The organism is Acidithiobacillus sp. TH-A36, assembly GCF_057473445.1.
Window position 1 is genome coordinate 1 of sequence record NZ_JBYCKP010000399.1, and the last position, 16,544, is coordinate 16,544.

The 16,544-nt window shown below is 49.7% G+C and carries 20 protein-coding genes and 1 pseudogene; 9 read left to right on the forward strand and 12 right to left on the reverse strand.

Features of this window, described 5'->3' with window-relative positions:
* The first annotated feature begins 374 nt into the window (after positions 1-374).
* Together AC2VLY_RS10275 and AC2VLY_RS10280 are read left to right on the forward strand one after the other, a co-directional pair.
* Positions 375-965: a hypothetical protein gene (locus AC2VLY_RS10275; protein WP_486894022.1), complete on the forward strand. Its 591-nt coding sequence runs from the start codon at positions 375-377 to the stop codon at positions 963-965.
* 39 nt (positions 966-1,004) lie between these two features.
* Positions 1,005-1,406 (forward strand): hypothetical protein, encoded by a 402-nt coding sequence (locus tag AC2VLY_RS10280; protein WP_486922219.1) that lies wholly within the window; start codon positions 1,005-1,007, stop codon positions 1,404-1,406.
* Positions 1,407-1,862: 456 nt separating this feature from the next.
* Here the strand turns inward: AC2VLY_RS10280 and AC2VLY_RS10285 are convergent, their stop codons facing one another.
* The 10 genes and pseudogenes from AC2VLY_RS10285 to AC2VLY_RS10330 all read right to left on the reverse strand — a co-directional run bounded on the left by AC2VLY_RS10285 (position 1,863) and on the right by AC2VLY_RS10330 (position 9,453).
* Positions 1,863-2,411 carry a hypothetical protein gene (locus AC2VLY_RS10285; RefSeq protein ID WP_486894023.1) on the reverse strand — a complete coding sequence of 183 codons (549 nt, stop codon included), beginning with the start codon at positions 2,409-2,411 and terminating at the stop codon, positions 1,863-1,865.
* A 103-nt stretch (positions 2,412-2,514) separates the two neighbouring features.
* Positions 2,515-2,901, reverse strand: a complete 387-nt coding sequence (locus AC2VLY_RS10290; RefSeq protein ID WP_486922220.1) for a tetratricopeptide repeat protein — start codon at positions 2,899-2,901, stop codon at positions 2,515-2,517.
* A gap of 3 nt (positions 2,902-2,904) precedes the next feature.
* A pseudogene (locus AC2VLY_RS10295) lies at positions 2,905-3,066 on the reverse strand (hypothetical protein); the annotation flags it as partial.
* 421 nt (positions 3,067-3,487) lie between these two features.
* On the reverse strand, positions 3,488-3,994 hold the full coding sequence (locus AC2VLY_RS10300; RefSeq protein WP_486894025.1) for a hypothetical protein: 507 nt from the start codon (positions 3,992-3,994) through the stop codon (positions 3,488-3,490).
* A gap of 106 nt (positions 3,995-4,100) precedes the next feature.
* A complete protein-coding gene (locus AC2VLY_RS10305; protein ID WP_486894027.1) occupies positions 4,101-4,658 on the reverse strand; it encodes a hypothetical protein in 558 nt (185 codons plus the stop codon).
* 482 nt (positions 4,659-5,140) lie between these two features.
* Positions 5,141-5,983 (reverse strand): tetratricopeptide repeat protein, encoded by an 843-nt coding sequence (locus AC2VLY_RS10310; RefSeq protein WP_486894028.1) that lies wholly within the window; start codon positions 5,981-5,983, stop codon positions 5,141-5,143.
* A gap of 1,071 nt (positions 5,984-7,054) precedes the next feature.
* Entirely contained in the window at positions 7,055-7,510 is a 456-nt protein-coding gene (locus tag AC2VLY_RS10315; protein WP_486894029.1) for a hypothetical protein, read from the reverse strand.
* 201 nt (positions 7,511-7,711) lie between these two features.
* A complete protein-coding gene (locus tag AC2VLY_RS10320) occupies positions 7,712-8,545 on the reverse strand; it encodes a tetratricopeptide repeat protein (RefSeq protein WP_486894030.1) in 834 nt (277 codons plus the stop codon).
* 364 nt (positions 8,546-8,909) lie between these two features.
* Positions 8,910-9,236: a type II toxin-antitoxin system PemK/MazF family toxin gene (locus tag AC2VLY_RS10325; RefSeq protein ID WP_486892591.1), complete on the reverse strand. Its 327-nt coding sequence runs from the start codon at positions 9,234-9,236 to the stop codon at positions 8,910-8,912.
* Positions 9,223-9,453, reverse strand: a complete 231-nt coding sequence (locus tag AC2VLY_RS10330) for an addiction module antitoxin (RefSeq protein ID WP_486892592.1) — start codon at positions 9,451-9,453, stop codon at positions 9,223-9,225. Before AC2VLY_RS10330 ends, AC2VLY_RS10325 begins: the two co-directional genes overlap by 14 nt.
* Positions 9,454-9,882: 429 nt before the next feature.
* Between AC2VLY_RS10330 and AC2VLY_RS10335 the strand changes: the two genes are divergently transcribed.
* The 5 genes from AC2VLY_RS10335 to AC2VLY_RS10355 all read left to right on the forward strand — a co-directional run bounded on the left by AC2VLY_RS10335 (position 9,883) and on the right by AC2VLY_RS10355 (position 12,837).
* Positions 9,883-10,140 (forward strand): hypothetical protein, encoded by a 258-nt coding sequence (locus AC2VLY_RS10335; RefSeq protein ID WP_486892593.1) that lies wholly within the window; start codon positions 9,883-9,885, stop codon positions 10,138-10,140.
* A gap of 83 nt (positions 10,141-10,223) precedes the next feature.
* Complete coding sequence (locus AC2VLY_RS10340) at positions 10,224-10,679, forward strand: hypothetical protein (protein WP_486892594.1); 456 nt, start codon at positions 10,224-10,226, stop codon at positions 10,677-10,679.
* Between the two features lie 82 nt (positions 10,680-10,761).
* Positions 10,762-10,986 (forward strand): hypothetical protein, encoded by a 225-nt coding sequence (locus AC2VLY_RS10345; protein WP_486892595.1) that lies wholly within the window; start codon positions 10,762-10,764, stop codon positions 10,984-10,986.
* 24 nt (positions 10,987-11,010) lie between these two features.
* On the forward strand, positions 11,011-11,811 hold the full coding sequence (locus AC2VLY_RS10350) for a hypothetical protein (protein WP_486892596.1): 801 nt from the start codon (positions 11,011-11,013) through the stop codon (positions 11,809-11,811).
* 237 nt (positions 11,812-12,048) lie between these two features.
* Positions 12,049-12,837 carry a hypothetical protein gene (locus tag AC2VLY_RS10355; RefSeq protein WP_486892597.1) on the forward strand — a complete coding sequence of 263 codons (789 nt, stop codon included), beginning with the start codon at positions 12,049-12,051 and terminating at the stop codon, positions 12,835-12,837.
* A 162-nt stretch (positions 12,838-12,999) separates the two neighbouring features.
* On the opposite strand, the gene AC2VLY_RS10360 is transcribed toward AC2VLY_RS10355, so the two are convergent.
* The gene (locus AC2VLY_RS10360) at positions 13,000-14,040 is read right to left on the reverse strand and encodes an IS5 family transposase (RefSeq protein ID WP_486892598.1); all 1,041 of its coding nucleotides are present in this window, start codon (positions 14,038-14,040) and stop codon (positions 13,000-13,002) included.
* Here AC2VLY_RS10360 and AC2VLY_RS10365 point away from each other — a divergent pair.
* Both AC2VLY_RS10365 and AC2VLY_RS10370 read left to right on the forward strand, forming a co-directional pair.
* The gene (locus AC2VLY_RS10365; RefSeq protein ID WP_486892599.1) at positions 14,020-14,346 is read left to right on the forward strand and encodes a hypothetical protein; all 327 of its coding nucleotides are present in this window, start codon (positions 14,020-14,022) and stop codon (positions 14,344-14,346) included. The two genes, AC2VLY_RS10360 and AC2VLY_RS10365, sit on opposite strands and share 21 nt — an antisense overlap.
* A 961-nt stretch (positions 14,347-15,307) precedes the next feature.
* Positions 15,308-15,541 (forward strand): hypothetical protein, encoded by a 234-nt coding sequence (locus AC2VLY_RS10370; RefSeq protein ID WP_486892600.1) that lies wholly within the window; start codon positions 15,308-15,310, stop codon positions 15,539-15,541.
* A gap of 401 nt (positions 15,542-15,942) precedes the next feature.
* On the opposite strand, the gene AC2VLY_RS10375 is transcribed toward AC2VLY_RS10370, so the two are convergent.
* A partial coding sequence (locus AC2VLY_RS10375; RefSeq protein ID WP_486892601.1) for a recombinase family protein occupies positions 15,943-16,544 on the reverse strand: 602 nt, incomplete at its 5' end.

Consider the following 16,544-nt stretch of genomic DNA (forward strand, 5'->3'; position numbering starts at 1 on the left):
AAGTGCCCACGATCAATCGTAATGGGTGCCCACCATCAATCAGAATCACTGCCCACGATCAAACGGAATGGGTGCCCACGATGCCCCGGAATACGCACTGGCACCCGACGCTATGTATGACGCCATCAAAACGCAGGGAAAGTGGGTGCTAAATGGCTGAGTTTGTTTTTTCGTCGCATGTCAGTGCCATGACCACGGAGAACGAAACCAGCAAAATCAGACTGTCTGTCTCAGCCCGCTCAGCGGCTGTCAGACAGAATGATGCATTGTGTCTCGTCAACCCACAGGAGGCCCCTCCCGTGTTACCTGACCTACCCCTTGTTATGCAGCACCGACAGCGTGCATCGAATTTGCGTTAGGGTTCCACATCAATCATGACTGACGAAATCCTCAAACATCCACGAGCCGAATTACGAGCTGCAGCAAAAGCACTCGACGGCATGCGAAACGCTAAGTCATTAGAAGACTTCGAGACCGAGTGGAAAGAGCTACTCGGGTGTCTCGAAAAGGTTTGGAACAAAGTTGAACGGACTTGCCAACCAATGCGTGATCGCTTCGAACCTTGGCAGAGCAAATACCATCGCCTTCGAAAGAGAGACATGCTATTGCGCTACCTCAAACAAGCACGCGATGCTGATAACCATTCGATCCAAGATTTCACAAAGATTGAACCGGGCTCACGCAGCATTCGCTTCGCCAACCCATCTGGAGGCTACATCAAGCATATGGAGATGCGTGGAGGTAAACTTATCGCCTACGAGGGAGACCCCATAGTTGTGGAAGATAAGGCACCGCATCCAGTGGCGGTTCGGGTACAAAACCATGGTGAATGGTTCAACCCGCCTACCAGCCACCTCGGGCAGCCGGTTACAACGCTTCACCCGGTCACACTCGCCGAGCTTGGACTGAAATTCTATGAAGAGTATGTCAATGACGTTGAGCGCAAATTTTTCAAAGTGTCATAACTTATCGCCAAACTCAAAAAATAGGAATTTTAATTTTTTATGGAAAACGAAAATAATAAACTAACGAGATTTTTATGTATAAAAGAAAATCTTGATATTGATTACATCTTTGAAACAATAAAAAGGATAATATTGTCAGCCATTGTAACGTCTTCTGCACGTTTTTTTATTTATGACGGAGATGATGCATTTGGATATATATTAATGCTTTCAGGTCTTCTTTTATTTGCTATGACATTCATTAATATTATCTATTTATCTTGTTCATATATAAAGACATACTTAAACAATAGCAACCCAAATAATATGGAAATTATAATATTATATGTGTTTTTTGGCGCCTTAATATGCATTATTTTTTTTATTCTTGGTGATATTTACATGATGATATTCAGCATCGATGTTAGCAACATAAATAAAATGTTAATTTACTACAAATAGAATTACATAATAGTTCTTCCTTTCCCCGCCTGTTAAACGGATTTTTGCAGATGATGCCCGCATAACCGGGGATTTTGTATGAAACGCCTCAAAAAGTATCAGTAGTAACCGAACCATCTGGGCACTGCTCGTGAAAGATACGGAATATGTGGCAAGTCACACAATAAGTGCGGCTTCCATATCGTAACGGTTACAGAATTGTTGAAGTTCAACAAAAGGCGTTGCGCAGGCTGATAAACGATTGATGGCAAAACAGGTCAGACCACGGAAGAGAGAACCTGGTAGTTACTTGTCCTTCGAGGACGTGTTACAGATAAGGACTTTTCCGGCGGATTCCATCGGGGCCAGCAGGCTTATTATCCTGCATCAAAGGCCGGATATAAGACAGCAACCCGACCTTAATATGCCAGACATCGAAAATCATCTTGCACACGTGGAGGCATCCATATAATTAATTTACCAGTTAACTAGGCTCCCGTTAGAATAGTAAGTATCAGTTTCTGATTTAAGTATATAACATCCCTTGCCCATCTGATTAACAAAAATTGAACCCTTACCATGAAAAAGATAGAAGTTCCCACCATCGCCATTTTTCCCGACCTTTATCAATTCAAACGAGCTACTTTTCTCGAGATCTGATACAATATTTAAGCACATTGTTGGTGTGTCAACCTGACTATAGCTATAGGAGACTGAACATGTATTTTTGATCGAGTTTGGAATCCCAACTATTCTCATCGGAGATGAGTATCGTGAATTTGTACCATATCCGAAAAGATTTATAGTGTCACTTCTTACATCTTTGTTATTTTTTGGCGTCCATATAGATATATAATCATGCGTCACGTTGAAATTACCATCTAAAAATGATACTACTTTTTCAATTGGTTTTGCGCATATTGTATCACCGCCAGATAACAGGTGTCGATATATATAGCTGCTTGTAGTTGCTAATGATGTTGTTGGCACAAAAATAACAGCAAAAATTAAAATCGTCTTTTTCATTTTTATCATCCGTTAGTTACATGGTTATGCTATAGCCGCATCTAAATAGTATTTTCTTCACGTTTTTTACATACTGTCAAGAGGTTTATTGAGAAAATTCTACCTAGTCGTGCTCAATCAAATTAATAACGTGTTGTGCCAGTCTTCCTGCACGACCACCTTGTGCCGCCGCTTTCTTCCACCACTTTATGGCGGCCATCGTATTCTGTGGCACACCATGGCCCTTGTAGTAGGCAACCCCCAGATTATCTTCCGCCACGGCATTTCCCTGGGCGGCAGCCTTCTCGAACCAGTAGTCCGCCTTCGCGTAGTCCTGAGACACCCCTTGGCCGTGGTAATAAGCATCCCCTAACTCATTTTCCGCGAAAGCATTCCCTTGCAAGGCTGCCTTATCGTACCAGTAGTTCGCCTTTACATAGTCCTGAGACACCCCTTGGCCGTAGCTGTAACAAAGCCCTAGGAGATACTCCGCCTGAGCATATCCCTGCACAGCCGCCTTCTCGTACCATGAGTACGCCTTCGCATCGTCCTGGGACACACCTTGACCAAGGACATATTCAAGCCCTAAGCTTACTTCCGCTCTAGCAATTCCCTGATCTGCAGCCTTCTCGAACCAGTATTTCGCCTTCGCATAATCCTTGTTCCTAATACCAATAGGTACCCAACCACGTTTGGGCTACCGAATCACCAGTCTTCGCCGCATATTTTAGCTTTGCTAGATCCATAGCACTTCCCTTGTATGCAGATCTTGACAGCTGTTCCGCTTGCGTGCTGGTCATCGCATAGGCACTGCCTATAGAAAGCAGCCCTATGAGCGCCAACGGGATAAGAATACGAGCCTTCATTCCATTCTCCTTTGCGGATTAAATCCTCTGATTTTTACAAAAGCTTACTAAGGATTGCCTTTCAGCATAGCGTGGGGCCTCGGCAGACACGGAAAACACTCTCTGCAATTGTTACCGTAGACCCCATAGACAGAACATTGGGTGATACATCTGCGTGCCTAATACCAACTTTTTTTGTGCGGTTTATAACAGTGTGCCAATGAGTTCACGCAACGCTGATAATTATTATGTTCATCCGACTTCGTTTACTATGTTGATCTGTTCTATACAACCAGAACCGCCGTTGATGGGCCTGAATGAGACTAACGAGCCGCCCACTGTACGGCCAATAATGTAAGCGTGTCCGGCATTCGATACCGCTGTGCTATTTTGCATTTCCGATTGGCATGTGTGATGAAGAAATAGCGCGGTATCAAATGATGAATATTGGCAAGAATCGTTTGGTCCGGTTTTTGTTATCTCGCTAATTTGACTTATGTTTCCAGTATAGTCCTCTATGACTATTCCATTTACGTATTTACCTTTACCCAGCGATTGGACTTTTGTGTACCAATTTCCTCCTTTCCCTTCGTTAATCCAGCTGTCTATCAAACTTTGAGATTCTGAGATGGTATTACCACATCCATAAAATCCTTCTTTATGGGCCAACCCTAAGGCACCATTACCAGCTAAGGCAACACTAGGGTAAAGAGCCATAAACGCAATAACAAGAAACTTATTTTTGGCATTTACTCTCATTATACTATTCTCCTTATTAGAATCTAACACATCAAAATTTCGTTAAAAATACGGGTATACGTAACCGCGATGTCATTCTGCCATACAAGAATGGTGCTATATCTGATTAAAACGCATTACTGTGCGCCTGTGCCTCATGCGCTTCATGCTGCATTTTTTGCGCATGCATCTGTGCTTCCATCCGCGCTTTATTGGCCACGTTTTCAAGATCCAGATAGGTCGTGGTACTCGGCCAGCCCCGAATGACACGAATGCGCATGCCATTACCTTCATTCCAGGTGGCCGTGACATCCCCCAGTCCGCTGGAACCGCTTTCTTGAGTGGGCGCGCCATATTTGTCTTCCACCATGTGAATCACCTTGTTGACCAACTGCGTGTTCATGAAACTTGGGAAGACATATTGAGCGTATGCAAATTTATTGTTGGTTGTATATCCCACCAACAATTTATGGGCGCCAGGCATCTGCCCATTAACCCGATAGATGTCATACCACCACTGACTGCCTACCTGGACAGGCGTTAATCCGGCTTTTTGTAGAGCAGGCTGAAGCGTGTTACGTGTGGCATTGGCCAGAGGCACACCGAAAAGTTCAAGAGGTGCCGCGACAGCGAGACTGCTACACATTATTAGCCCCACTCCCAGCAGGGATGCCGTTTTATTCATCGTGATCTCCTTGTCTTTCTATGGGGCATGGTTTCGGCAGGCGGGAGATAAGCCATCAACAGCGCAGTGGCGAGCAGAAGCTTTAATGTATTGAGTCATATTTTCCCGGAGTGCTGCAGATTTTATTTGACGAATATCTGGCAATTCACCGTAATTTGTCAATTCCCGAGCACGGAGCGGGATGTCTCAGCACGAAATAGGGGGCTATATAAAGGGACCCAAAATTCCCCTGAAGGAGTCCCAACCTGTCTAGCCGCACGCAGAACCTTACGGTTTTGCTGTGCCAATCGTCCTACATGACCGCCCTGTACCGCCGCTTTCTTCCACCCAATTAGGGCGGTCCTGGTATTCCGGGACCCGATAAATTATATCCGTTCGTTATAGAACTCATCCGGACATTTACCCAGGCGGTTGCCCTCCCAGTCCATAGACCGAATCAAGCCCTTTATTCTGGCTGGTTGCCTGATGTACCGACAAACGATCTAATTAAAACTTCCCATACCGTAAAAATTTCCGTCAGCATCCGTTCCAGAGCAAGCACCTATCCCATCCTTGACTGGGGCATTATCCATAGGGTCCATATCCCCAGGATTCATACAGGCGGTGAAGTGGATGACTGCGCCATTGCTATAACGCCGCACGCAACTCATGTTGTCGCAATCCGTTGTGAAGCGGCCGGTATCTGGACCGGAGTTTGTGGCGTCTTCCTCCTGGACGATGGCTTTCTGGGCCTGCTGACGCCGCACAATACCCGCAAATTTTGACTGACCGCTTTCTACCTTCTGTGCCCAGTACTGGGATTTTTCAGGATCCTGCGGCGCGCCATGCGTCCCATTTTCATACATGGTATAGAGCAGATACTGGGCCGCAGGAAACCCGGCGTGCGCGGCTTTTCGCATATAGAAATAGCCCTGCTGGGAATTCTTCTGAACACCGTGGGCGCCTTTTATATAGCTAACCGCCAGGAGTAACTCTGCGCGCGGATAGTGGTTGTTGGCTGCCTTAACCAACCATGTTGCTTCTTTTCCGGCATCCTGCTTGAGTGTGCCATAGCCCTGGCCGTACATCAGGGCTAAAAGGAACTCTGCTCCCGGACTATCCTGGTTGGCTGCCGCTTCTATCAGCGATGAAGCCGTGTTTTTCTGCCCGGTCGCGACCATATATCTACCCAGTCGGTATTCCGCATAGACATTCTTCTGGGCGGCTGCCTGGTGCAGTTCTTTTAATGCCTTATTGCCGGCTTTCTTTTCTGCCTCCGTAGGGGCTTTTTGCTGGTAAGTCTTGAGTGCGGTTTTCTCCAGGGACTGCGCTTGCGGGCTACTCATGTTTTTGGGATTGCTTCCACATCCAGACATGAGCGTGAGGATGGACAAGCTGATTATGAACTTTGTTGCGTTATGTTTTGTGGCTATTTTCACGGCTTTTCCTTTGTAGGGTTTTTATAGCTATTTTACGGAATTTTATCCCTATGCGTAAGTGGTTAGCGACGATACCCCAGCCCACGCATGCACAGATCCGTAGCACGGTTAACGATCCCTGCATTCATATTCTCCTCACCAAATTGCGGCGGGATATATCTGGCCGGGTATTCCTCGCAATAAGTGGATCTCCCGTAATCGTAAGTATGGCAATACTGCCGGGCCGGTTGCCAGTACCCCGAAGAAATCATGACGCGTCTCCAGGCAGGCGGGTATTTTGACAGCGCCGATTGCCGACAAGCACTAAAATTCTGTTCCATCACCAGCGAACTGGTCCCCGGGCGTCTCCAAAGCTGCGCACAGCCTGAAAGGGTCAGTGCAACCAAAAACAGGCCAAAAAAGCCGAGATAACCGTGCTTAATCACGTCTCATAACCTATTCACTTCGTTATCATTGCCATGCGCTTCTGTGTGCCCAGGTGGAGCAGAATCCGGCTTGTCCGGTAAAGGCCAATGTTTCCGCATATCCCCTTCATCAAAGCAGATGGGCCCAGCCACAGAGAGAGGGACCGGGATTGTCAGGAACGCTCCGATTCAGCCAGTAGTCGGAGCTAGTCCAATCAGCGGACTGCGGACATGACCAGCCCTACCCACGAGATAGAATAACCCATTCTGTCTCAACCAAGAGAGTAAATCATTCCTGGGCTGAGGTCACCGATGCCGCACCTTTGGCGTGGTGACCAATCAATCCGGGGTAAGTATTTCCACGTTGCTGCGTACCCACAAAAAAACACGGGCCGCTTAAGGGGTCTGAAGTCCAATGGAATGGATAACGTACGCTAAGGCTATTCGTCCGGCTCCGGTTGCTGCTTTAATTGTCGCAAACGATCCAAGATGTCATGCATGGAGAAAATCCGATCGGGATCATGCCGCTCTGAAAAAGTATGGTCATCAATTTGACTTTTTTATATTCCACAAATTACTTGAACCGGCTTGGCACACCAGCAAGAGTGCCCTCCTCAGCCATTTTGGCCATAACGTTTACATCATGCGTCAAATGGCGACTAAGGTAGCCGGCATCATTTTTTGGTAACATCAAGGACCTAAGTTGTTTAAGATAAATGAACATGAACCCCCCCCGCAATATGTCCGCTTCACCCTTATAAACAGACTTTCCCATAGCCAATAATTTTTGTTTAGCGTTAGGATCTAACCTAGATACCAAGATATCCTCAGCATAAAACTTATCGCCAATATTTACTACTTCTTTGATTTTGTTTAGACTGTCATCATTTTTAACCATCAACATACGGTGAGACAGGTTTTCTAATCGTTGAACACCTGCTGCGACAGAGTCATCCGCGTACGAAACCACCGTACCAAGACAACTCACACAGCCAAAGCATACCGCGAGTACTACGTATTTATGTTTCACCGTCCCTCCAATGAGAAATCCCCGCCACAAAAGAATAAAGAGCAGATGCCACAGCTCGCACGAGCCAGCCGTTTTCGGCCAACATTTTCGCTACATAATAAGCAAGCACGGGCGTATTCGCGATAGCCACCGGCTGACTGGCATGGATTACACGCTCAAACTCGTGGGCGTACATCCTCGATAAGGAGTAGCCAGTCATACCTAACCCCGCTCGGCAACATTGATATTATGTTGCGCCAATCGTCCTACATAACCGCCGTGTGCCGCTGCTTTTTTCCACCACGTTATAGCGGTCATGGTATTCTGCGGCACCCCTAAGCCGTGGTCGTAGGCAACGCCTAGAGCCCATTCCGCCCGGGTATATCCTTGCGCTGCAGACTTCTCTAACCAGGAGTCCCCCTTTGCATAATTCTTCGGCATGCCTTGACCGAAAAAGTAATCGTTTCCTAAAAGAAATTCTGCCGATGCATTTCCCTGATCTGCCGCTTTCCTCCACCAGTAGTTAGCCTTCGCGTAGTCCTGCGATCCGTAGTTAGATCCTAGGTCCAACTCGGCTTGGGCGTTCCCCTGATTTGCTGACTTCTCGAACCAAGTATTCGCCTTCGCATAATTTTGCGGCACACCTTGACCGTTAGAGTAGGCAACCCCTAAAGCAAATTCCGCCCATGAATTTCCTTGATCCGCTGCCTTATTGTACCAGTAGATTCCTTTTGCATAGTCTCGCGGTATACCTTGACCGAAAAAGTAGGCTTTCCCTAAAAAATATTCCGCTTGAGCATTCCCCCGATCTGCTGCCTTCTCGAACCAGTAATTCGCCTTCTCGTAACTTTTTTTTACAATCCAATAGTCGCCCAACCATTTCTGTGCCGCAGTATTCCCAGACTTCGCTGCGGCTTCCAGTTTGGATAGATCTACAGTGTTCCCAGCATATGCTTCTGCCATCAACAGTTTTGCCTGAGTACCTGTCATCGCATAGGCACTACCTACAGAAAACAGTCCCATAAGTGCCAACGGAATAACGATACGAGCCTTCATGCGGTTCTCCTTTGAGGACATAAATTCCCTGATTTTCACAAAAGCTTACATAAGGATTGGCTTTCAGCCTAGCGTGGAGCCTCAGTAGACACGAAAAACTCCCGTTGCAATCGTTACCGTAACAGTTATTTCCCAGACTTTCGGATTGATAATCCGATAGTCCGCCGGACACTGAAGCCCGTATCCATGAGGGTTTTTGGTCTTTGAATGAGGCAGATTTGGCCGCTGCGCCCAAGATGCGCCCAAGTGCCCCTTCACAGAAACCCCTATCTGCGACAGGTCATAATAAGGAGCCGTTACGCAGTAACACTGTTCATATTGTGAAGCTCCTGTCCTTGCTGCGTTGTCTCCCACCTCGGACGGTTCACCTCGGCATTCCCAGATGAATCAGAATGGCCGTTTCGATGGCTGTCATATCCGCCTTGCTCAAACTCCCCATCGGATTTTTCAGACGACTTTTGTCTGCAGCCATGATCTGATCGGCCATCGCTTTGCCGGGTTTACCGGACAGCGTAACCAACGCCTCCCCCGGATATTGGCGGCCGGTATTGCTGGTGAGTGGTACCACAACCACGCGGGCCAGATGCCGGTTAGCCGCATCATTGCTGACGATGACGGCGGGCCGGGTCTTACGGATCTCGCTGCCTACCGACGGATCAAACTCCACCCACCAGACTTCACCGCGCTTCATCGGCCATGTCCGCCAGCAGGGCGCTGCACCAGGCTTGCGCTTCCGTCTCCCGCTCCTGATCGGCAGCCATCGCCTGATAGCCCGCATCCAGGGCGGTATCGAGCACATGCGGCCGGAGCAGGTCTTCGATAAACTGGCTCATGTGCCGCCTGCCTACGGTCCGATACAGCCCGTCATACACGGTTTCATCCAGGGAAATGGTCATTTTCTTGTGCATGGCATCCTCGTTATACGTCACACATAATACCACTATAGCACAGTCAGCGTTATCCGCCGTACAGGCGGCTTAGAAGGCCTGGCACCCATCCCGGGGACGCCATCGAGCAGGTCATCCGTTGAATGATCTGTTTTTATCTTTAGGATAGATAATTATTTATGTGAAAAATAAAACAGGATAAATATGGCCCGGGACCCTTGGCACTATCCCCGCACGGATTTGGCGGATCAATACCTGAAAACACTGGATATCTGATCAAAGCGGGCGGTATACGGTAATCATCGTTTTTCCTTGCGCAGGATGAAACGCTATTTTTCCATGAACCTTTGCATGATACAGCGTACCTCTGCCTATACCGCCCACGGTTTTCTCCCGGTATCCTGCGTCACAGGGACAACGTGACCGGGTGACGAAGACAAGGATTTCAGCATGGCAAGCACTACCAGTACCGAGCGGATGCGCAGCAAGCGCCTGCGTGATGCCCAGCGGCTCCGGGATCTCCGTCAGGTGAGCCAGATCAGTGATACTGCCCTGATCGAGCTGCTGGGTATAGCCTATCGCCAGGCCCTACAGGGTAAAGACGGACTTCTGGTACGGGAGCTGCTGGCCGAACTGGAGCGGCGCCTGGAACAGGCCGGGCAGAAAGGGGCGTCAATAGGCGCAAGCGGCTTAGGGCGAGAAGAATAAAAAGAGGCGTGGTCATTCGTCACTGTGACCTGTTTTTTGTGGTATTCTGAAAGTCCATTCACCCTCCCCAAGGCTATGGACCGATGACTGATCAGACTGATACACCATACTCTGACGATGCCCACAACCCCGATGACCCGCCTGCCCACCGCGACCTCTCGGAAAACCGGGTATTTCTTTTGCTGTTGACGACATCCCGGGTGTTATTGCTGTCTTTTCCGGTAGCACTCCTCGACGCCTTTGTCGGACGTTGGGTAGACATGGCGATCAATGTCGGGATTGGGCTGACCAGTGTGTTTCTGCGGATCTTTTTAGGATTGCTGAATCACGAGGCCCCCGATCAGTGGTTTGCAGAACCCCCTATCCTCCGGCTCATTCTCTGCCTGCTGTATGAGACGGAGAGCTGTGCTGCTTTCAAGCGGGAGTTGTTGCAGGGACCGACACGGACCCGTGACCGTCTGTCCCTCCGGCATCGGCCAAAGCCCCGCCTGGCCGGCTACCGCCTGCAGCGCCGGCTACAGGATCTGGAGGATTCCTGATGGTCTTAAAAAACCGGACGCCGCCAGACAAGGCAAACAACATCGCACCCCTCCCCCCTAAAAAACGCAAGGAGCTCTCCGGATGTCCTACCTCCCAGATCGTACATCGTCTTCCCGACCTGCTCAAAAACCCTTTTACGAATTCCAGGATGTGGCCCGGAGACTCCGGCACCGGTCCTGCAAAAATAAGCTCGAAGTCCTCGAAACCCAGATCCTTCTGAGCCTCATCGAGGAGGCCCCTCCGGCAGAGATGGAGCGCCTGCTGCAGCAATGGTGGCAGCGCAAGCAGCTGACGGTGGTTTCCTGAAAAGGGATTTCCTGTAGTGAAGCCATGACCCGGAAACGCAAATCCACAGGCTCTTTCTGGGAGCAGATGCGCTGGCTGGGATGGGGTTATCTGCAGGATTGGCTGTCGACGACGCTACGCCGTCTCGGCGCGCAGCCGGCCCGCCTGCTGCTGATAACCGCCATCACCGCCAGCGTGGTCTGGAGTGCATCGGCACCGCTGGCCCTGATCCTCGCCCTGCCGCTGTTCATGACGGGATTACCGGATACCCGGTTGACGGATCGGCGGACCCTGCGGGTCATCGGCCTGACGGTCCTGAGCGCAGGTATCGTGGTCATGCTCATCCGTGCCGGGTTCCAGGCCCTGATGTTATGGGCGGGTCCGTGGTGGACCCATACGTCCTCGCCGTCTTTGGGTCTACTCAGCGACCGGGCCGTGACCCTCGTGGCCCTGTGGGTGCCGGTGGGTGCCGTGCCTTTGGTCCCCCTATTCATTCTCCCGGATCTTTGCGCGGGGATGTCCCTGAAAACCAGCTTCCAGCGCGGAATGCGGTTTTTCAAGGTCGGCAGCTGTGCCGCGCATCCCCTCTGCCCCAACCATCCGGCCAGCATCCAGCAGCGCTATGCGATTCTGCTACTCACCGCCTGGATGGGGATGTTCATGGTTATCGCCCTGCTGTTGGCGGTCTTACCGGTATCCGGGATCGGAGAGATTCTGTTAGTGGACTGGCTGCTGATTCTCGCTGCACCAACACTCTTCACCGTAATTCATGAGGACCTGCGGGGTATAGATCGGGGAGCGACAACGGCTTCGGAACAGGACGACCGGGAACATAGCAAAAAATAGCTGGAAATTGCTATATAGCAAAACGATGCTATTTTTTTCTATAAAAATACGCTCATGATCATACGGTTACGGATTATCTATTCCTCCCGTGTAGTGTGCTGAGGCCGAAAAGGCAGCGATTTCCGCCAGAATATCCCTCACTGCACGGATGATGACTGCCGTACATGCGCGTTCAAAACGGCCAGGTACGGCCCAAAAATCGGGTATAATAATAATTTTCAAATTAATGAAAGGACCATGACCAGAAAGCTCTACAAAAATATCACTAACCAGGAAGTCCGTCCCTTCGGCATCGCTGGAACGCCCATTAAAAAACGATACTTGACCACCATCCCGATAGACACCTGCCGTTATCGGGATGGTTATGACCGAGAAATTAAAAATTATTTATGGGCAAGAAACGGCATTATGAACGGCCTCAAAAAAGGAAGGCAAGCCTTTTTGCCAGGGCGTTTTGTACTGCGGAATTGTGATCCGTTATGCCGTTTTTGCCCGCATGTCGTGACCTTCAAATTACCGAACCGCAAACAGACTAAAAAGATAACTGCCACCAAAATGCTCGAAGCCGCACCAGAATCCGAGTGGATTGCAAGAGGACATCCATCCCTTTCTATACGCACCATGGGGGAGCGTGCCCGTATTGCCCAGGTACTTTTTGCTGAAGAAGAAAAGGTGCAGAAAATAATGGCTATCGAAAAAGAAATGATGGAATTCACGGATCTAAGCATCGACTTCATGATGCACTTTTTTGCGGAGCTGCACCAAAAGATTCTGCAGCCTTATGAGGATCACTTTTTCTGTCGCTACGACCTCCGCGATGCGGAGGTCTGCGGCTTCTACCAGCCCCTCTGGGGCATGCGGATGGACATTCTGCTCTCCATGCTGCGCGTCGCCTATCGCGTGCTGCGGTATCGATTGCACGCGTACTACAACAAAGTTCTGGGCCCGCACAGCCCGAAGTGGACGGGGCTGATTTTTCCGTCGCCCGCAGGTCGCACGACCCTCGACATTCCACGCTGGCATTAGGTTTATATTTTGAACACTTCGAATAACAAAAATTTCGCGGTTTGAGACGGGCGTATACTCTCTCCATTCGCCATTTTTAGCGAATTTTTCAGATTATCCGGCATTTTCATGATGTTTTCTATGCTTTTTTGCCATTCTTGCGGGTTTCGGAGGGATTACTCCCTACCAAGCCACCTCTTGCTTCAACAAACAGGTAAAGCGACCCATGTTGTAGACCAGATTCATCATCCCAATTTTCACCTTAGCCCGAGCGATCCCTATGGTCCTCAGGATTTTTCCACCTTGCTGCGTGATCGCCCCGAAAACGTGTTCCACGCGCGCACGATGACGGGATCGTCGGGTATTGGCCTTTTCCTGGGCTTTGCTGAGCGGCCGGTTACGGTAGGCCCGCTCATGAATCCGGTTTCGGTATCCCTTTTCCTGTAATAGCCGCTCCGATTCCTCAGAGCGATAGGCGCTGTCGGCAAATACTTCTACGCCAGTATTTTCCGGGTCCAGTAATGTTTCCAGGCACTGACTGTCATGGACGGAGGCATCCGTCACCTGATAGGCGTGGATCAGTTTGTGGCGTTTGTCCACGTTGATGTGGTTCTTGTAGCCAAAGTAAGACTGACCGTTCTTTTTCGTCCAGCGGGCGTTCCGATCTTTCTGACGACCCTTGGCCGGTTGCTCCTGCCACGCGGTAGGGACCTCCCCTTGGTTCACCTGCTCCCGCTCTTCGCGCCGCATGCGTTGCCGGGGAACCGTCACAAAGCTCGCGTCAATGATTTGCCCGGCCCTGGCCGCGTAGCCTGCTTCCCGCAGAAACGCATGAAAGGTCGTGAACAAGCGCTCTGTCAGTTGGGCCTGGGCCAGGGATTCGCGGAATAGCCATAAGGTCGTGTGATCGGGGACCGCTTCTTCCAGCCCAATCCCCAGAAAACGCTGAAAGCTGAGACGATCCCGAATCTGGTATTCAGTCTGCTCATCACTGAGATTATGCAGTTGCTGCAGAACCATCATCTTGAAGAGCAGTATCCGGTCATAGGGCTTCCTGCCACCCGGCCCCTTGGCCTTTGCCTTCGGCATGCTCTCCAGAATCGGGCGGAAGCGCTCCCAGGGAATCAGTCGATTCAGTAATGGCAGACCATCACCCAATAAATCCAACTCTCTCAACCGGCGGTCTCCGGGGAAAAATCCTGTTTGTCCAACCAATCCGGCCATGGCAGCTCTCCTATCCAATCTACTCCCTACATTTTACTGGATATGGGGAGTTTTTCGAACTGCCCTTTCTATGTCCAGCAACACGGGAACCTGACAGAAAAAATCAGGAAGGAGATCCGCCGCAACGGTGAAGTATATCGCGTGCGTGTAATGCCGACCTCCGGCCCGGATTACAATACGTTGGGGGACCCCGACCTGGCCCGTTTTCGACGCTCGATTCTGGCGGCGAAAGAACACATAGAATACCTGGATGCCATATCTGACGAAGCAGAGCGGCTACTTTGGCGTGCGAAGAAGGAGCTATGAGACTCCAGAAAAAAGAAAGCAGGCGAAGAAAAAACAGAAAAAAGTGCATGATAGTCGGTTAAAGCGAAACTCAACAACAGAGTTGCAAAATACCGGAAGGCTCCAAACAACAAGCGTCCCAATAATGGACCGAAAGTGGACCGATAATAGACCGCATTTGGACCACATTTGGACCGACTCTGGACTGATATTGGACCGAGTTTGGACCGAAAGTGGACCGAATAAAAAACAAATACATTAAAAAAACAATAATGTACTTATTTTTATATCGTCAATTATGCGTCTTGTATGTAGACATACAATAGAAATAATTGTAAAAATATCAGTGATTGTTTTGAGCTGCGAGAAATCAAAAGCAGAAAATTATTCATGATAGTCGGTTAAAAGGAAAAGAGGAGAAATCGAGTTGTCAAAAAAGAGCCGTGTCAGAATAGAAACCAGCATCTACCAACGGGCAGAGGAAATTGCAGTGTCCAGGGGGCTTTCATCAGCCACGGTCCTAGACGCTGCTATTCGAGCCGGGCTTGCTGAGATCGAATCCGCGCAACGTTACGATCTGCTCCCAACCGGGATACTGCTAGTCCGCGAGGGAGGCCAGGATGCTCCACCAGCTAGTCGCCGCAATCAGAGGGCGTCAACAGCAAGGACAAAACCCGCAGAGCATAGAGCCAAGGCGCGGGGGAGAGCCCAGTCAAATACTGACAGCCCGCAAACGGCAACCGCCTCACAAACCCAACCATCGGTAGCCCAATCCACACGACAGCCAGCACAACAGGCGTCAGAGGCCACTGCAGGCCCACAAACGGCAGCTACCCCACAAACCCAACCACAGGTAACCCAATCCACGCCACATCAAGCGCAACAGGCACCAGAGCCAGCCACAAGCCCACAAACAGCAGCCACCGCACAAACCCAACAGGTGGAAACCAACACGCCCGTACCACCATTCCTCACAGGCGATATGATCCCATCAGACATTTACGACGACCTCACCGATTACGAAAAAGAATGCCTGAGCCACGAAGCCTTTTTACTGTCCCCGGACGGACAAGTCGTTTTGCGCGATGAGCCGCCCATCGCCAGCGACGGGACTCGCGGAAACCTCACAGGATGGAGAACGCTGTGTGCGGGATTTATTCCAGGAGACGACTTTGATAATTTTATCGGCCTGACATGGAAGATTAAGGATAAGTAGGCGTATAATCGTAACGAGTATTTTCGATTATGGAGAAAAACATGCAGGCATGTGGAATCCACATCGGTTATGGATATGTGAAGCCAAAAAACTAAAATATATTTAGAATAAATTATTTCTCATGAAATTATTCTGTGATCTTCAAAGAACATAAAATATTAGACTCTTCCTGTTTTTATATTTTCTGTGACATTATAAATGATCTATTAATAAAAGAGTATATAATTAAGCCAAAGAGTTGATTAGTTCGTAGATGTAGACATTAATTCAGATGCGTGTATTCTAACGATAGATTAAAAAACGTAAGCATTGTTTTCTTGTGGGTTATCAAAAAGTGTATTGTACAATACAGGAGAGTGAACCATTCCGGGGGCTGGCCTCACCAGCCTGATTTTCGACGGTTAAGCAGCCCGTGTTTTTCTGTTGGCACGCAGCAGCGTGGAAATACTGACCCCGGATTGCTTGGCCGCCGCTTGGTAGGTTACGCCCTGCTTGATCAGAGACAGGCCCTTGTCCACTTGCCTCGGGGTCGCGCAGGGCCGACCCAGGCGTTTCCCTTTGGCGCGGGCATTGGCCAAGCCAGAGCGCACCCGTTCCCGGATAAGCTCACGTTCAAACTCAGCAACCGCTGACAGGAGGTGCGCCATCATACGGCCCATGGGTGTACTCATGTCGATATGTCCCGGAACCACAAAGGCAACCCCGAGCGTTTCCAGCTCCGCCATGGTCAGGATGAGGTCCTGCACGCTACGACCCCAACGATCTAAAGCCTGGACGAGGACCACATCGATAGTGCGGGTGCGCGCCATTTGCAGAACCTCTTCACGTAGCGGTCGCTTTTGTGAGGCGCCGCTGGCGGTTTCCTGGGTCTCTCGCACAATTTCCCAGCCCCGCGCTTTCGCGTAGTCGCGTAATTCGCGCAGTTGCCGGTCAGTGGATTGGTCTGCCGTGGACACCCGGGTATAGATCGCCGCACGCATGGTCAAAAACCCCTCTGATTTTC

Coding starts and splice junctions, on each gene's coding strand:
- AC2VLY_RS10275 (WP_486894022.1), top strand. CDS start 375: ATGACTGACGAAATCCTCAAACATCCACGAGCCGAATTACGAGCTGCA.
- AC2VLY_RS10280 (WP_486922219.1), top strand. CDS start 1,005: ATGGAAAACGAAAATAATAAACTAACGAGATTTTTATGTATAAAAGAA.
- AC2VLY_RS10285 (WP_486894023.1), bottom strand. CDS start 2,411: ATGAAAAAGACGATTTTAATTTTTGCTGTTATTTTTGTGCCAACAACA.
- AC2VLY_RS10300 (WP_486894025.1), bottom strand. CDS start 3,994: ATGAGAGTAAATGCCAAAAATAAGTTTCTTGTTATTGCGTTTATGGCT.
- AC2VLY_RS10305 (WP_486894027.1), bottom strand. CDS start 4,658: ATGAATAAAACGGCATCCCTGCTGGGAGTGGGGCTAATAATGTGTAGC.
- AC2VLY_RS10310 (WP_486894028.1), bottom strand. CDS start 5,983: ATGAGTAGCCCGCAAGCGCAGTCCCTGGAGAAAACCGCACTCAAGACT.
- AC2VLY_RS10320 (WP_486894030.1), bottom strand. CDS start 8,545: ATGAAGGCTCGTATCGTTATTCCGTTGGCACTTATGGGACTGTTTTCT.
- AC2VLY_RS10325 (WP_486892591.1), bottom strand. CDS start 9,236: ATGAAGCGCGGTGAAGTCTGGTGGGTGGAGTTTGATCCGTCGGTAGGC.
- AC2VLY_RS10330 (WP_486892592.1), bottom strand. CDS start 9,453: ATGCACAAGAAAATGACCATTTCCCTGGATGAAACCGTGTATGACGGG.
- AC2VLY_RS10335 (WP_486892593.1), top strand. CDS start 9,883: ATGGCAAGCACTACCAGTACCGAGCGGATGCGCAGCAAGCGCCTGCGT.
- AC2VLY_RS10340 (WP_486892594.1), top strand. CDS start 10,224: ATGACTGATCAGACTGATACACCATACTCTGACGATGCCCACAACCCC.
- AC2VLY_RS10345 (WP_486892595.1), top strand. CDS start 10,762: ATGTCCTACCTCCCAGATCGTACATCGTCTTCCCGACCTGCTCAAAAA.
- AC2VLY_RS10350 (WP_486892596.1), top strand. CDS start 11,011: ATGACCCGGAAACGCAAATCCACAGGCTCTTTCTGGGAGCAGATGCGC.
- AC2VLY_RS10355 (WP_486892597.1), top strand. CDS start 12,049: ATGACCAGAAAGCTCTACAAAAATATCACTAACCAGGAAGTCCGTCCC.
- AC2VLY_RS10360 (WP_486892598.1), bottom strand. CDS start 14,040: ATGGCCGGATTGGTTGGACAAACAGGATTTTTCCCCGGAGACCGCCGG.
- AC2VLY_RS10370 (WP_486892600.1), top strand. CDS start 15,308: ATGATCCCATCAGACATTTACGACGACCTCACCGATTACGAAAAAGAA.